At 41.9% G+C, this 16,218-nt stretch carries 9 protein-coding genes; 3 read left to right on the forward strand and 6 right to left on the reverse strand.

Going from position 1 to position 16,218, the window contains the following annotated elements; all coding sequences use genetic code 11:
• Window positions 1-12 precede the first annotated feature (12 nt).
• Window positions 13-1,278, reverse strand: a complete 1,266-nt coding sequence (locus tag L3V41_RS04605; protein WP_193987835.1) for a D-tagatose-bisphosphate aldolase, class II, non-catalytic subunit — start codon at window positions 1,276-1,278, stop codon at window positions 13-15.
• 274 nt (window positions 1,279-1,552) lie between these two features.
• Between L3V41_RS04605 and L3V41_RS04610 the strand changes: the two genes are divergently transcribed.
• Window positions 1,553-3,013 carry a Gfo/Idh/MocA family oxidoreductase gene (locus L3V41_RS04610; protein WP_237127228.1) on the forward strand — a complete coding sequence of 487 codons (1,461 nt, stop codon included), beginning with the start codon at window positions 1,553-1,555 and terminating at the stop codon, window positions 3,011-3,013.
• 62 nt (window positions 3,014-3,075) lie between these two features.
• Here the strand turns inward: L3V41_RS04610 and L3V41_RS04615 are convergent, their stop codons facing one another.
• From L3V41_RS04615 to L3V41_RS04630, 4 genes are all read right to left on the reverse strand, one after another.
• On the reverse strand, window positions 3,076-3,996 hold the full coding sequence (locus tag L3V41_RS04615; protein WP_237127229.1) for an NPP1 family protein: 921 nt from the start codon (window positions 3,994-3,996) through the stop codon (window positions 3,076-3,078).
• A gap of 99 nt (window positions 3,997-4,095) precedes the next feature.
• Window positions 4,096-6,960: a TonB-dependent receptor gene (locus tag L3V41_RS04620; protein WP_237127230.1), complete on the reverse strand. Its 2,865-nt coding sequence runs from the start codon at window positions 6,958-6,960 to the stop codon at window positions 4,096-4,098.
• A gap of 71 nt (window positions 6,961-7,031) precedes the next feature.
• Entirely contained in the window at window positions 7,032-7,913 is an 882-nt protein-coding gene (locus L3V41_RS04625; RefSeq protein WP_193987839.1) for a FecR domain-containing protein, read from the reverse strand.
• A 45-nt stretch (window positions 7,914-7,958) separates the two neighbouring features.
• Entirely contained in the window at window positions 7,959-8,498 is a 540-nt protein-coding gene (locus tag L3V41_RS04630) for a sigma-70 family RNA polymerase sigma factor (protein WP_062568589.1), read from the reverse strand.
• A gap of 233 nt (window positions 8,499-8,731) precedes the next feature.
• On the opposite strand from L3V41_RS04630, the gene L3V41_RS04635 reads away from it, so the two are divergent.
• Both L3V41_RS04635 and L3V41_RS04640 read left to right on the forward strand, forming a co-directional pair.
• The gene (locus L3V41_RS04635; protein ID WP_193987840.1) at window positions 8,732-11,488 is read left to right on the forward strand and encodes a TonB-dependent receptor; all 2,757 of its coding nucleotides are present in this window, start codon (window positions 8,732-8,734) and stop codon (window positions 11,486-11,488) included.
• Between the two features lie 49 nt (window positions 11,489-11,537).
• Window positions 11,538-13,382 carry a metallophosphoesterase gene (locus L3V41_RS04640; RefSeq protein ID WP_237127231.1) on the forward strand — a complete coding sequence of 615 codons (1,845 nt, stop codon included), beginning with the start codon at window positions 11,538-11,540 and terminating at the stop codon, window positions 13,380-13,382.
• A 29-nt stretch (window positions 13,383-13,411) separates the two neighbouring features.
• Here L3V41_RS04640 and L3V41_RS04645 read toward each other — a convergent pair whose 3' ends face one another.
• Window positions 13,412-16,096, reverse strand: a complete 2,685-nt coding sequence (locus tag L3V41_RS04645) for a M14 family metallopeptidase (RefSeq protein ID WP_062568586.1) — start codon at window positions 16,094-16,096, stop codon at window positions 13,412-13,414.
• Window positions 16,097-16,218 lie beyond the last annotated feature (122 nt).

Genomic DNA, 16,218 nt, shown 5'->3' on the forward strand with positions numbered 1-16,218 from the left:
TCTCAACACCACTTATTGATTACAAGCAAGCGAATAGGTATTCGTTACTTCCATTATTTTATTAAGTACTAACTCACGCGGTGATGAGTTAATTTTGCCATTATTCAATGCCTTGTATTGCGCTGGCATAAATTGGCTAAGCAAAGTCTGTGGAATAGTTTGCGCTTCTAAGTTGGCAAATAAGGTTTCTACTGTTTGTTTTATTTCATCTTCAGGCCAGTAGTAGCGAATACGGTCGCTATAACTATAAGCTCTAAACAGCTTAGCTTCAGCACCTTCTGTTGGATAAAACTTATTCCAGTAATGTGGCTTTTCTAGCATGATACGCTCACACACATCCCGCAAATGAGAGCGTTTAGCAGGTTCAACTAATTGATCTTCAATATAAGATAAAGCAAACAACCCTTCGCGTAGTGCGTAGGTAAGCTGTGGACCCACTTTTAATATGGCAAAGTGATCTTGCACCAACTCGTGGTAGCAATGTTCTGGCTGATAATCAGTAGAGTGAGCCTCATAAACAAGATTATCGACAGTAGTAATAAACTCTTTCAGTTTTTTCGCTTTATTACGTTGATAGTCAAAAACTTGATGGTTATCAAATTCAACGCCTGGCTGCACAACAACAGCAATAACACGCGACCACACATCACTCATGTTTAAGTTAGCAAACGCAGCCTGATGTAATTCAATTGTTTGCTGTACCCCCTCAACATGCGATACCTCAATAACTTCATGCTCTTCTGTAGCGCCACCCGGAGGAGGAACCTCAGTACCCACTACATAAAGAATATCGTTATCTTTTGAGACTAACTCAGCAGCTTGGCACATCAATGCTGCACGCTTGGCAATTTCAGCATCAGCTAAACGCGCACCATCATCACTACATGGCATACTGGCATCTAAGTGAATTTTCTTAAAACCAGCACTTGCATAGGCTTTTACTAGTTCTACAGCTTTTATCATCGCAACGTCTGCAGGCTCATTCACCCAACACACTGGGCCTAAATGATCACCACCTAAAATAATGCGCTGGGTATCTAACCCTACTTCTTCGGCTATTGCATGAACAAACTCAACAAAGTCATGGGGCTTCATACCTGTGTAACCACCAAACTGGTTAACTTGATTCGCTGTAGCTTCAATTAAAATTTCGGTGTCATCATTGAGAGCTTGCAACATTGCTGCTTCGATAACGAGCGGGTGTGCACAGCACACAGAATAAATACCCTGCGCTTGCCCTACTCGATTGTTATTTATAATCGTTTTTAATGCATTCATGGTTTTCTCCAAGCAGCTTACGCTAATGGTTAGATATCTGATTTGAAATTACAGTAGCACAGAGCGAAACCACACACAACACAACGAAAGACAATGAAAGACAAAAAGTAAGCTTAAAATACACTAGGCACGTTATTTTACAAGGATTGAAATAGTAAAAACCAAATTTACGAAAGAATTTGAAAGCATTTAATTGTAATTAACTTTGAGTTGCGATATAACAGAAACAACTGAAACACACTATTAAAATAATCTCAGTGATTTAGGTATCGTTATGACAATAGATAGACGTAGTTTTTTAAAATCTGCCGCAGCCATTACCGCCGCGACAGTCGTGACTGGCTGTGCGAAAAGCCAACAAGGTGATAATCAGAGCACCCCACTTGCAGCACAAGGTAAAAGCGTAATGGGCTTAGCTGTGCCAGCAATGGATGTGGTACGTGTTGGTTTTATTGGGGTTGGTCAACGTGGTAGCGGCCATGTAAAACATCTTTGCCACATTGAAGGTGTTGAAATTAAAGCGATTTGCGATACAGATCAGCTGATGCTAGACAAGTCTGTTAACTATGTTGTTGAAAAAGGCTTACCTAAACCTACTGCTTATACGGGGTCTGACAAAGCCTATTTAGACATGCTGGCTCGTGATGACATCGACATTGTGATCATTTCAACACCTTGGAAATGGCACACACCGATGAGTATTGAGACCATGGAAAGTGGTAAACATGCCTTTGTTGAAGTGCCTGCAGCAACTACGATGGAAGAGTGTTGGCAACTAGTAAATACCGCAGAGCGTACGCAAAAGAACTGCATGATGATGGAAAACGTTAACTACGGCCGTGACGAGTTAATGGTATTAAACATGGTTCGTAAAGGCGTATTTGGCGAATTACTACACGGTGAAGCCGCTTATATTCATGACCTGCGTTGGCAAATGAAAGAAATTGATCGCAGTACTGGCTCGTGGCGCACTTACTGGCATACAAAAGTGAACGGTAACTTATACCCAACCCATGGCTTAGGCCCTGTATCTCAGTATATGAATATCAACCGAGGGGATCGCTTTGACTTTGTTACATCAGTCAGTTCACCAGCACTTGGCCGCGCCGCTTATGCAGAGCGTGAATTCCCTGTAGGCCACGAACGTCGTTCACTAAAATTTACTGCTGGCGACATGAACACCAGTATTATTAAAACAGTGAAAGGTCGTAGCATTATGGTGCAGCACGACACCACAAGCCCGCGCCCGTACAGCCGCCATAACCTAATTCAAGGTACGAATGGAACATTTGCCGGTTTCCCTAACCGTATTGCCCTTGAAGATGTGCCACCAGCGATTGCAAAAATTTATCAACAGCAATATGAAGCTGAGCTCGCAGCGTGGGGAAAAGCGGGTTCGCAAGGTCGTAAGCCACATTTACAAAACTTCCATAGCTGGGATCAGGATATGGAAAAATGGCGTGCTGAATTTGATCATCCACTGTGGAAACGCATGGGTGAAGAAGCGGTTCGTAACGGTGGCCATGGCGGTATGGACTTCATTATGCTTTGGCGGATGATCTACTGCTTACGTAATAATGAGCCACTCGATCAAGATGTATACGATGCCGCAGCATGGTCATCAATCTTCCCGCAAAGTATGGCATCGGTTGCAGATAGAAGTAACAGCAAAACAATTCCGGACTTTACCCGTGGCGCTTGGCAAACAGGCAAGCCTCTGGGGATTGTGGCTTAATACACCTTAACTAAAATATAAAGCCCGCAGCGTATGCTGCGAGCTTTCCTAATCAATAATAATTATTCGTTAATTTGCGACGCAATATCAGCATAGTTTGCTTGAAACTCAGCGTGGCGAGTTTGTGCTGCATCAAATGCACTGAAAGTGACTTGTTGCCATCCACCTGAGTTTGGTTTTGCTGTATTTGCTTGATCTATCATCACATTTTCTTGACGTGTTTTAAAACTTGCTGAACCAAAATCGCTGGCCTCGAGTGTTTCACGGTAAGTTTTATTTGCCCAATAGCGATCCCAACTGTCGCTATAAAATGTATCTGTACCACGGTAATGACTAACAATCACTGGCGTATAGAACACTCCCCAGTTACCTAAGAATTCGACTGTTTCTTTGTCTTGCTGATTTGCATAGCGAAATGCATGAGTACCAATACCATCTTTATGATAAACAACCATAGGATGACCGTTTTGCTGGAGCACTTCATTAAACGCTCGCGTATCATAATTACCATGGGCACTGGTGCTTACGTGACTAATATACTCATTACCACTTTCTTTCACAGTCCAAACGATCACCGTTTCAACGTCATGACGATGTCCACCCGCAAATGACCAGTGAACTGATTGATCCTTTTCAAAATAGAGCTCATAAAAGTGCGCACAGTATTGGTCTTGGTTATCTGTTTGATGGCATAACTGACGATGCATAGTATTCGCGAATAGCTCCCAGCCAGTATCTCTACATCCTCCCCAAGGCGTTTTCCATGCCGCATCTTCGCCTTTGTTTTGCGCCAAATTATTATTTTTATCAAAAGGTGTGGCTGGATAACAGCCGTCCGAGTCAAAATCAAATACCGGTGCAAAATTACGTACTGCTGCTTGATTATACCAAGTCACGGCTTCATCTAAACGAGGCAATTCTTGCCCAAAAGCAGCATTCGTTATTAAAAGGCTTGCCGTGGTTAATGCCATTAATTTATCCATATTATGTTCCTTATTCTCTGTTGATGAGTGACACTTGAGTGCCACTATTTAGACGAAACATTTCCCATTTAGTGGACAAGAAATTCAATGAAAGTTTTCTTACAGAGTTAATGAAAGGCTAAGTACAAAACGGCGACCAAATTGCTCAACCTTCATAAGAGATGAAGCATCGTTTGTTTGCACCTCTCGAACAAGACTTTTGTCTGTGGCATTAAAAATATCAAAACGCAATGCTACCGCATCAGAGAAAAACCAACTGTAGCTGAGATCAACACAGGTAAACTCATCAATATATACATCAGCATTATTCGATAAGTCTCGTTGCTCTAAAAACTCGCTTCGATAATTAACGTTAACAGCACTTTGCCATCTCTTAGCATTAAACAAGAAGCGCAGATTTGCTGTTAGTTCAGAGACCCCTTCAATCTCAGGGTTGTTAATTTGCTTAGCCGTTAATTTAGCGTCCAGCAACTGACTAACACTCGTTATCATACGACTTTGCAAAAAAGAGTTTGATAGCATAGGCAAACTCAAATCAGCACTTAATTGCAGCCCATTTATTGTTGCTTGGCCATCATTGGTTGCCTGTAAAGCTGGGTACTGTTGCTGTTGATAGGTAATGGCTTTAATTTGTTCAACAATAAAATTATCGAGTTGGTGATTAAAGGCCATGAGTTGCAGGTTATTTTCTTCTGTTAACCAATTGAGCGATAGACTTGTCGTATCTGCTACCACGGGTTTTAGAGTTGGATTGCCGACTTCTGCATAAGGTAATCCTCCAGAATTAACATGAAGCTTTGGGTTTAAGTCAGAATAATTAGGTCGATTCACTGCTCGGCTATAGCCTAATCGACCAAGCCATTGGTCAGACAATTGCCATTTAATATTCAAAGAAGGCAACCACATAGAGAATTTAACTTGCTTATAAAGCTCTTCTAATTGGTTATTCTCATTGAGCTGATACCCTAATGTTTTACTCCTTGTATCACTATACCTAAGTCCAAAAGCAGCCGTTAAGCTTTCAAGTTCTGGTATCTGCCATAAACTGTGAATATAGCTTTCATAGGCAGTAAATTTGTTTTCATAGCTATTCAAGTAATCATTGGTGTGTCGCTCAGAAAAGGGCAGCTCAATATCATAAAGCTGCAAAAGATCACGTTTTGGGATCAACCAAGCTTGCATTGGCTGCGATAGAAAATCAGCTTTAAATGGCTTATTCAGAGGCTCCAACCAACGGCCATCAAGATCAGGTAAAGCAGCTAATTGTGCTTTAGATAAATTAATATCTTGGCGCAGGTATTGATGAGATTGTGCTGATTTTACGGCACCAAACTGCACACTCGACAACCCCCAACTAGATGAAACTTGCCATGTATTATCGACTCCCCACTCTGTTACTTGGTCATTGACCTCTATCATACGTCGACTCAACTGCGACAACTGCGAGTAACTATTAACCAGTGCCAGATTTGTAGCAAATTCATACTGAGCCAATTTTTTGCCTGAAATCGAAACCACTGCTGGCACAGGCTTTAAATCAACATGAGTTCGAGTAATAGGGGCTTTGGTTGCACTAAGTGATTCACTATGGCTATAAAACGGACTTATTTGCCAGTGGCTACCGTCTTTTGCATACCATGTTGGTATGATTTGAAAGGTCTGATTACGGTAATAAAGACCGGATTCTTCTCGTGAGGATTTACTTTGCGTGGCGCCAAACTGCACATTTTGAACACTATTGTTCTTTTCATCTAAGGTGGCTTTAGCCTGTTCACTTAGAGGATTAATCGAGAGACGATGCTCATCGTAAGTAAAATCTGTATCCGAACGAAGCCATAGCGTATCTAACTCGAACTGCGGGTGCGGTCGCCAAGCTAGGTTTGCATAGTAACTCGTTCGTGTCCTGTCTTCATTTTCGATGGTCAGTGCTAGCGTATCGGTAGGTACTAAGCTATTACTTTCTAATCCCTGCCAATAATAAGCTGCGGGAGCTCCCTCATTATTGCCCCAGTGCCACGTTTCAAATTGAAATTGCCTTTGTAATCGGTTCTCGTAATTAAATTTAACAACCGCAGCTAACTCCTCATCAGCTGAAAGAGTATTCGCTGTTAAACCAAAACTTGGTTGAAAGTTACGCTCACCTGCAAGTGCAGCACTGGTCAGAGTTACCTTTAAATGATCACCATCAAATGAAAGCGGATCATCACTCACCAAGTTAACTGTCGCTCCTGCCGCTCCGCTTGGAAACCTTGAGTCAGCCAATTTGTATACCGCAATATTAGAGAAAAGTTCGGCGCTAAATGTATCAAAACGGTACTGCTGACCGTATTGATTCGAGTTACGAACGTTTTCAGTATTCGCTAACCTGTGACCATTCAACAATGTTAATTGATACTCTGGTCCAAGTCCCATCGCACTTATATTAAGTGCTTCGCCGCGATCTCGGGAAATACTCATACCAGGAATAGCCTGCAATGCCTCAGCTAAATTCTCTGCGGGCAATAAAGAAAGCATTGCGCCATTAGCAAAGTCAGCTTCACCTATGTAATTTTGCTTTTGTTGCTGTGCATAGTCTGCACTTTGTTGATAGTTTCGGTCATAAAAACGTGTATAGGCTTTGCTATGCTTATCGCCCGTCACCGTCACTTCTTCCATCACAAGCTGTGATGGAGTTTTACTTTGTATTTTAACAGACTTTGAAACCACAATTCCCGATGGGGTTTGCTGCCAAATAAAGCCATTTTTTAGTAATAATGTATCAAGGCGTGCTTCTATACTGTTAGCTTTAGGAACTTCAGCTGACGGTAAAACCACGTCACTCACTAACTTATCTGGGTAAATAATTGCAACTTGGTACTGCTCAGCCAGTGCATTAAGCGCTGCTTTTAGGGTGCTTTGTGCAGCATATAGCTGCTTGGCATACACACCAAACAGCATCAAAGCAAAGCAGAAAATACGCCCCATTAACTTGCATCCTCATTACTAGAGGAAAACATTGTGTCTATTTTCGATGAAAGGTTTATGACAAAATCATGTCAATTTCGAGCCTTTTTACTTAACTCAATGCTATCAGGATACTGCTTGACATCGAGTGTATTTAGCTGAGCAATTAACTTTGCGGCCCCAAATATATCGTTAACAGCAAAGCGACCACTTACTTGTATATCTGCCGACACATTTTTTAACACGACCGGTTTTTCGCTATAACGGTTTAACTGAAATAGAGCATCATTGATAGACACGTTATCTAAGTCCAACCAGCCTTGCTGCCAATCAGGTTGTAAAGCATTAAATTGCGATACCTGTATTGCAGAATCGCTCACTCGGGCACGCTGTCCTTTCACTAATTCAACATGCTGCAATCCATCTAAACTAGTCACTGACACTTTGCCATGAAAAACCTCGACTAAGGTTTCACGCAATGTTTTATCCACATTAAAAGCCGTACCAAGCACTTCAATCGTGGCATTGCCTGCATCAATAGTGAATGGCCGCGATTCATCACGGTGCACAGAAAAGTACGCTTCGCCTTTAGTTAAGATTGCTTTTCGAGTTTGACTATTTTCAGTAAATTCAAGTTGGGCATGCACATTCATTGCAACCTGTGTCCCGTCAGACAAGCTGACTTGCTGTGCTGTATCACTACTAAATTGCTGCACAGCTACAAGATTAGAGGCTGGTATCGAGCGCTGTTCATTTAGTGGCATTAACGTCCACATGAAAATAGCAAAGCACGCTGCTACAGCACCGCAGCCCCAAGAGTATTGCGCTAAACGACGACGTTTTTTAGCTTGTTCAAGTTGTTCATTCTGTTGCGTATCCACCAGCTCAAGCGCGGCTAATAATGCAGGATCGTCCCAAATAGCCTTTTCTAGCGCATTATCCGATTCGTAATCATGTTGGTGTGAAGAGTTCATCGTTATCTCAATTACTCGTAATACTAATGTGACGGATTAATCGCCCTAACGGGGACACTCATGCATTAAAAAATACTCAGTCATGGCATTTTTTAGCATATCCATTGCCCGCGAAATATGTTTTTTTACCGCTTCTTCAGAGATCCCCAAACTGCTTGCGATCTCAGAACGAGTTTGGCCTTTAATCCGACGCCGAATAAACACGTCTCTACGCAGTGCTGGCATTTGTGACAAAATACGCTGATAGAGCGCAATACGCTGCTCATACTCAAGCGCGGACTCAAGCGATAACGCCTCACAATGCGGCTCATGCTCTAAGCTTTCTGGTATTTTCTTTTGCTCACGATGATGATCAATAACCAAGTGCTGGGCCATTCGATAACCATATGCCAGTGGATTATCTATCGGATCTAAATGCTCAGAGTTAAGTGCTTTTAGCAGTAACTTTTGAAATAAATCGTCCGCATCCGCACGCTCTGCAACGGCTTTGCAAAAAAAACCTTTAAGCGCGTCTTGATTGGCTATAAAGCACTGCAATAAGGTTCTGCTATGCGCTGTAACTGTATTATTCAAACCGTTAGTCATTGAAGGTAAAGCCATAATTTAGTGGTGAAGGCTAGCTTATTTATCTAGATATGACGCAAATGCTAGCCTAAAGGGGACAGCTGTTTGATGATCATTTGGTTACAGTTTTAAGTAATTATCGACTTAAAAACGTCACGAAAGCTTCACGAAAAAAGGCGTCCCCTTCTTTGTTATTGCAGCGTCTTTACAGGCGAATTTAAACCAAATATTGCATTTAACAGGAATTAACTCACATGACGTATCGTGCATTTTCATTATCACCTTTAGCACTTGCTGTTGGCTCATTATTAATCACTCCCGCTTACGCAGAAGAAAACCAAGAACCGATTGAAGAAATTGTTGTCACTGGCAGCTACATAAAAAGTTTAGAAAAAGCGATTGATTTAAAACGCACAAATATTGGCTTCTCAGATTCAATAGTGGCATCTGATATTGCTGACTTCCCAGAGCAAAACTTAGCGGAAGCTTTACAGCGTATGCCAGGTGTTACTATTGAACGTAATAAAGGCCTAGGTCAAAAAGTCAATGTACGAAGCTTACCGTCTGAGTTTACATTTGTTTCTATTAATAACCTTGCCACAGCCTCTGGCAGTGGTGGCCGTGATGTTGAATTTGATATGTTCGCTTCAGAGATAATTCAAAGTGTCACTGTAAAAAAATCACCAACAGCAGCAGACGAAGAAGGTGGCATTGCCGGCTCTGTAGCCATCACTACTGCGCGCCCATTTGACTATGATGGTCGTCAAATCGTAGCATCAGTTGAGGGGGCATATAACGACATCTCAGAAAAGAGCGATCCTAAATTTGCATTCTTAGCAAGTGATACCTTTGGCGACTGGGGTGCGCTTGCCTCATTTGCATACTCGGAACGTACCAACAGAACAGATAGCAACTCTGGTATTGATTTTCGTCCTTTATCACGCTGGCTAGAAAAGTCAGGATCCTCGCAATGGCAATCAGATCAAGCTGCTGATGTTCTAGAACGCGATACGGGTATCACTATAAATGATCGTTTCGATAAAGATGAGACTAGCCGTGTAGTGTTTATGAATAAAGTCGGCGACAGAGCTTTCTTAACAGAACAAGAAAAGTGGGGCGCAACCTTATCACTGCAATATAAACCGAGCAGTGAGTTCAGCCTCACCTTTGATGCTTTACTTGGTAACTTTGATAATCATGAGGATCAATATGACGCAGCGGCCTACTCTGCTTCAAGTATCAGCTCATTAGAAAAAATAAACAATTACGATAACACCACCCTTGCTGACTATGGTATTACCGTTTTAACTGATGTTAACTATGCCGCAACGCAGCACGAATTTTTAAGTAAGGAAAATAGTAGCGATACAGACTATCAACAATTTAGCTTAACCCTTGATTGGATGCTGGGCGATTGGGAAGTTTACGGAGTAGTTGGTTACAGTGGTGCAGACAAACTAGCAGAAACAACTAATTTAAAGCACACAGCATACCGCCCAACTCGTACTCGCTATACATCAACTGGTGGCGAAACGATTCCCAGTGATAATCCAGATACATTTGACATGTATAATTCTCCTGAAGCTTATACATTTGACTATTATGAGGTAAATTTAGAAGATATCTCTGATGACAAATATGCGGCTCAGCTCGATTTTAGCCGCCATTTTCAACTAGACTTCTTCCCTGCATTATCAAAAGTACAGTTCGGTGCGCGTTATACAGATAAATCTAAACAACGTAATTATGGTAGTAACAGAGTTACAGGCTCTTCTGCAGGTGATTCATCATGGGTAGGCACACGTACTTTAGCTGATAGCGAAATCCATGATATTTCAGATTTAGTGTCAGGTGGTGAGTATCTATCTGATGTATCGTCTAAACAAGACTGGAGTCAAATTTCAAATAATTATGCACGAAATGAATTACGTTACGATGGTTTTGCAGTAGATTTCGCACCGGATGAGTTTTACGAAGTATCAGAAAAAACCACCGCTATTTACGCTATGGCTGACTTTGTATTTGATATTGGCACATTACCAGCTACTTTAAACGCGGGTGTCCGTTATATCGATACCGATGTTAATTCTTCTGGCTATCACCAAGTACAAAGTGATGACGGTAGCACAGGCTATACGCCTGCGCCTATTTCAAAAGAAGGTAACTACAAAGAGACCCTACCAAGCATTAACTTTAGTTTAGAGCTTACAGACAACCTATTATTCCGCGCTGCTGCATCAGAAACATTTATTCGCCCAGCACTGACTGATATTGCCTACAAACGTACAGTTAGCTTAAGTGAATTTAAATACCGAGATGGTAACCCTGATCTTAAACCTACTTACGCAGACCAATGGGAAACCGGGCTAGAGTGGTACTTAGAAGAAGGTGGTTTACTTGCTGTGTCTTACTTCGAAAAAGAAATTGAAGGTGTAGTACGTGAATCCCTTACAGGTGTTGTAAATGACGTAACTAAATATAACGACAATGGCACTGTCGATGGCGTGTATGATTTTGACGTTTATCAAAAAGTAAACGCTGAAGGGTCTTATGATGTAAGTGGTCTTGAATTTATTGCACAAATTCCATTTTCCCGCTTTCACCCAATGTTACAAGGTTTTGGTATAAATGCTAACTATACGACGCTTGATAACTCGCTCACTGGCGCCTCTGATTTAGCGATTCCAACACCACCAGAAGGCTTAGCTGACGAAACCTATAACCTTACCTTTTATTTTGAGAATGACAGCTTTGATGCACGCATTTCTTACAACTACAAAGATAAATATGTTGAATACATAGAACGCGATATGTATCCAGTTTACCGCGATGCTTACGGTCAAACAGATGTTTCGTTTGGCTACAAAATAAATGACACGATAAAAGTCACCCTTGAGGGCATCAATATTACAGATGAAGAAACTACGGGCTACACCATAGCACCTGCTTTCCCAACTATGTATGAGTTCTCGGGTCGTCGCTTCTCATTAGGCTTACGCGGCAGTTTCTAAGCGGATCATCGGGGCGGTGCGCCCCGATTTTTTCAGTAAGGCTATATTAATGCGATTATTTGCACTACTTTCACTGCTTTTTGCGACGTTTCAACTCTATGCCAAAGAGCTAAACACGCAAATTGCTTTTATACCAGATATACATTTTCACGATATTTACGCTGACTTTAGCCAAGCTGGCTTCGCTGGCATTAAGCTCGATAACCAATCGAAGCCTGTCTCTATTCGCAGCATGAAATCTCAGCTTCACTCAACTCGATTATTTAATGAAAACTACTTTGCTCTGATAGCAGCGCTAGATGATATTGCCGCACGCGGCGTGAAATTAGTGGCATTACCGGGGGATTTTACCGACGACGGACAACCTGTTCACCTAAAGGGATTAAAAACTCTTTTAAGTGATTACAGCAAACGCTATGGAATGCGCTTTTTTGCTATTCCAGGCAATCATGATCCTGTTAAGCCAATAAGAAGTGCGGCTGGTAAATCAGACTTTTTAGATGAGCAAGGCCGTGAGGTGGCAATTTTTAGTAACGACCACGCTATGTGTAAAACCCCTCATACTGATTTCTTGTTTTGCGATGATGCTATTAGCCACGGTGGCTATCAAGAAATCATGGACGCGATGTCTGAATTTGGTTTAAAGCCACAGAGCCAAGACTTGCTATGGCAAACACCTTTTTTAGATAATCACGCTTCTTTGGCCGAGCGCCAGTATCAGCAGTGCACTAATGATAATAAGCACTGTGTAATGATCCCTGATACGAGTTACCTTGTTGAACCTGTTGCAGGATTATGGCTTTTAGCTATCGATGCCAATGTTTATTTACCTGAGTTTAAGAATAACCAACTTACTTTCAAGGGATCAGGCAATGCAGGATACAACAAGGTCTTAACGGAAAAGCCGTACTTATTAAGTTGGATAAAACAGCTTGTTACCGCAGCAAAAGAACAGCACAAAACACTGATTGCATTTAGTCACTTTCCAATGGGAGAGTTTTACGATCAGCAAAGTGAATCTATTAAGGACTTGTTCGGCGACAACGCTTTTCAACTAACTCGAAAACCCACAAATCAGACGCAAAGTGCGTTAGCTGAAACTGGGCTACGTTTGCATATTGGCGGCCATATGCATATGAATGACACCCGTATAATTCGAGCAAAGAAAAACACGCTTTATAATATTCAAGCTCCATCCATAAGCGCTTACCGTCCAGCTTACAAGCTCGTAAGTATACTTGGAAGTGAAGCTAAAGTTGATACAGTACTACTTGATTCCATAGCTAACTTTGACACATTATTTCCTGCTTATGAGAGAGAATACGATCACTTAGCAGAGCGTAATCCAGATGAAAAATGGCTTGCGGATATTCTAGGCAGCGAAAACTATCAGCAATTTACTTTGCAACACCTAGCCGGACTCGCAAAATGGCGATTTATACCTAAAGAGTGGCCTGACAGTTTTAAAACCCAGCTAATCTCATATAGCTTCCAGGAGCTATTAACACTTTACGATAGCCCTACAAGCCCTCCAATAACGCAAGCTTCAGATGCTTTGTTGAGTAAAGTCACTTTATTTGATTTTATTCGTGACTTTTACCTACTACGAAATGCAGGTTCATTAGCATTTGAAGATATTTCAAAAGAACACTTCAAAACTTATAAGCTGATAACACAGCAGTTAAATGCTATGGGGCAATGCTTACCAAGGCAAATGAGTAAAATAGCGCAAACAGTTGATGTCTGTACTCTACAAGTGGGCCTTAGCAAAGCGCTTACTATTTTTGAAAAACTAGCAGCAGGTGAAAATGACCGCTGCTTGATCATTGATCTGAATCTAAAAACTAATAAGCCAGCAAAAACCTGTGATTCCATAAATAAAAGCGGCACCTAAGTCGATGCCGTTTTTATTATTTTTTGCGATTACTGAGCATGTGCTGCAGCACGGAAAATTGTGTTAGTTAGCAGTACATTCATACCTTCAAGGTAAGCACGATAGGTTGGTGATTGTGTAAAGCCAATCACCATGCCTTTACCTTGCGATTGATGAACTAATAATGGCTTATACGCAAGCTGTGCTTTATTTTGCTGCCATAGATAACCACTTGCTAGCACATCGTCCTTACCTGTGAACCATGCTAAGTTTTTACCTGAGTTCAGTTTTATTGGTGTGTAAATATCGTTACCGTAAGCCACCGCAACGAGGTTTTTATCAACCCCTGCTGTTAACCAATGCTCTTGGTCTACTTCAACATTAGCAAGTACACCCGCTACATAGTCTGGCGATGTGTGAGGCTCGATGCTTGCTGCTTTTAAATCATCACGAGATGTGAACAGCTGCCCTGCCACTTTACTGCTTTTATCATCGCTGCTGTCGGCTTTATCTTCACGGTAAGCTTGCTCACGCTTAACATCTAATAAGCCGTAATCGGCATTACTAGTAAAGCGGTTTGCATTACCAAGGGCAATCAACACGCCGCCTGCTTCAACCCAGCTTTTTAAATTAGCCGCGCCTGATTTACCGAGCCCTTGCTCGTAATCACCTTCCGGTAAAATAAGCACCTGGTAATCACTTAAATCAGCCCATGCGAGCATTGGCGTGCGAATCGCCGTGACTGGGTAACCTAGCTGCCTTTCGATAACAAAACGGGTGTTACCGGCGCTTAGCTCACTGGTGGGTGCATCCCATGCCATCGCCACTTTTGGCGCCACCATGGGCACTGTTTTGTTACTACCAAAGCTTGGGCCTTCAATCACCCAGCTAGAATTGACACCATCAACAATTGCACCAGTTTGCTCAGCAATTTGGCTAATTTTAGCAAGTAGTTCTTTGTCGTTTAAACGCTTTTCGATTACTAAGCTCCCCGCTGGATACTTAGTTTTATCACCTAAAACAAATGCTTGGTCAGCACTTTTCAGTTTAATGCCTGCTTGCAATGCTGCTGTTAAAAAGCGTGCTGCAGTCGTATCACCCCAGGCAACAACATAAGCCACTGAAGCTTCTGGATTATTCACTTTACCAAGCAATGTGACATCGGCCAGAACCGCTTTGCTGTCTGCGCTAACGGTACGGTCACAACTATCGCTATCAACATTAAACATCATCGGCAGTGACCAACCTGTGACATCGTAAATTTCATCGTCAAGGTTACGCGCACGGCGTCTTTCTTGCTCTTTTACAAATGCCTCAGCCATATCAACTTGGTCTGTAAACGTGGTACGCACAAATACACCACGCGGCTGTGCGGTATCAATAAAATAGCTACCCGCTTTATACTTAACGCCACATGCTTTGAAGTCTTCAGTTGCTTGTTTAACTTCAACACCATGTTCAGCCATTAAGGTTGCGAGTCTGTGAGCGCCTTCACGGTTACTTTGTTTAGGTAAGATATAAACACGCTCTTTGCTATCTTTACCCGAATCAATCGCATCAACTTGATATTGATAAAAATCACCCAGTAATTTTTCACGTTGATTGGCGGCACCTTCTGCGGTTGAAATTGACGCTATAAACTGACGTTTTACGGTATTAAAATAACTGAGCAGTTCACCGGTGTTTTTCTCAAACACGTGCCCTCGAGCTGAACCTACTTCGTAAGTTGATGCAGACGCCCCATAAAATACGGGCCAGCTATCGCCGTAGCCTGGGTAAAAGGCATCAAAAATTTCACGGGTAAAATAATCAAAGCCAAACTCATCAAAATACTTCGCATGATTTTGACCAATCGCATCCATATTGGCGATTTGTGTTTTTGTCATATGTGGGTTAAATGGCTGAGCAGCTGGTGCAAAGTAGTAAGATTGATCGCCGCCCATTTCATGAATATCAACCACCACTTGTGGTTTATATTTATTGATTGCAGCCACTCTTCCCTTTGTTTCAGGCTGAGTAAGTGCTAACCAATCACGGTTCATATCAAACAAATAATGATTTGTTCGACCTCTTGGCCACGGCTCATTATGCTCTGCACTTAAGCGATCGGCACTGTGCTCAAGACCGACGGTTGCATAGTAACGAGTAACAAATCGCTCACGACCATCTGGGTTTTGTAATGGGTCGATAAAGACCACTGTATTGTCTAAAATTTTATTGTTAACAGCATCATTAGGGGCTGCTAATAAGTGATACGCTGTAAATAATGCGGCATCGGTTGAGCTAATTTCATTACCATGCACCGCATACTGAAGCCACACTGATGTCGGTAAGTTTTTAATCAGCGACTTAGCTTCTTTTTCAGAAGTAATTCGCGGATCAGCCAAAGCTTGTGTGTTATTCGCAAGGGTTTCTAATGAATTAATATGCTCAGCGGTGCCAACCACCGCATAAACCAGCTCACGCCCTTCCCAGCTATTTGCGTACTTAAACACTTTAATACGATTAGGTGCCGCCTTTTCAAGGGCACTGAGGTAACGGCGCATATCGTTATAATTAGTAATACGCTCACCTACATCATAACCAAGAACCTGCTTAAACGTAGGTATATCGGTATTGTAAACAGTACCAGGCCACATCACTTCGGTATTGTTAATACTTGCAGTGGCACTAAAGCTGACAGACATTGCCATCATGCACATTGAGACTGCTTTGATTGCTCCCTTTGCTAACATATGAATTCCACCCATTAGAAAAACGTAAATAAACTAGTTATCAACATATAAAACTATTGAAAATAAGGGAATTAAAAGCGTTAGAAAGGCTTAAATTAGAGTTAACTGGAAATAACACCCCT

The organism is Pseudoalteromonas sp. L21, assembly GCF_021728035.1.
Taxonomy (GTDB): domain Bacteria; phylum Pseudomonadota; class Gammaproteobacteria; order Enterobacterales; family Alteromonadaceae; genus Pseudoalteromonas; species Pseudoalteromonas arabiensis.

Coding starts and splice junctions, on each gene's coding strand:
- L3V41_RS04645 (WP_062568586.1), bottom strand. CDS start 16,096: ATGTTAGCAAAGGGAGCAATCAAAGCAGTCTCAATGTGCATGATGGCA.
- L3V41_RS04640 (WP_237127231.1), top strand. CDS start 11,538: ATGCGATTATTTGCACTACTTTCACTGCTTTTTGCGACGTTTCAACTC.
- L3V41_RS04615 (WP_237127229.1), bottom strand. CDS start 3,996: ATGGATAAATTAATGGCATTAACCACGGCAAGCCTTTTAATAACGAAT.
- L3V41_RS04620 (WP_237127230.1), bottom strand. CDS start 6,960: ATGGGGCGTATTTTCTGCTTTGCTTTGATGCTGTTTGGTGTGTATGCC.
- L3V41_RS04610 (WP_237127228.1), top strand. CDS start 1,553: ATGACAATAGATAGACGTAGTTTTTTAAAATCTGCCGCAGCCATTACC.
- L3V41_RS04630 (WP_062568589.1), bottom strand. CDS start 8,498: ATGACTAACGGTTTGAATAATACAGTTACAGCGCATAGCAGAACCTTA.
- L3V41_RS04635 (WP_193987840.1), top strand. CDS start 8,732: ATGACGTATCGTGCATTTTCATTATCACCTTTAGCACTTGCTGTTGGC.
- L3V41_RS04605 (WP_193987835.1), bottom strand. CDS start 1,278: ATGAATGCATTAAAAACGATTATAAATAACAATCGAGTAGGGCAAGCG.
- L3V41_RS04625 (WP_193987839.1), bottom strand. CDS start 7,913: ATGAACTCTTCACACCAACATGATTACGAATCGGATAATGCGCTAGAA.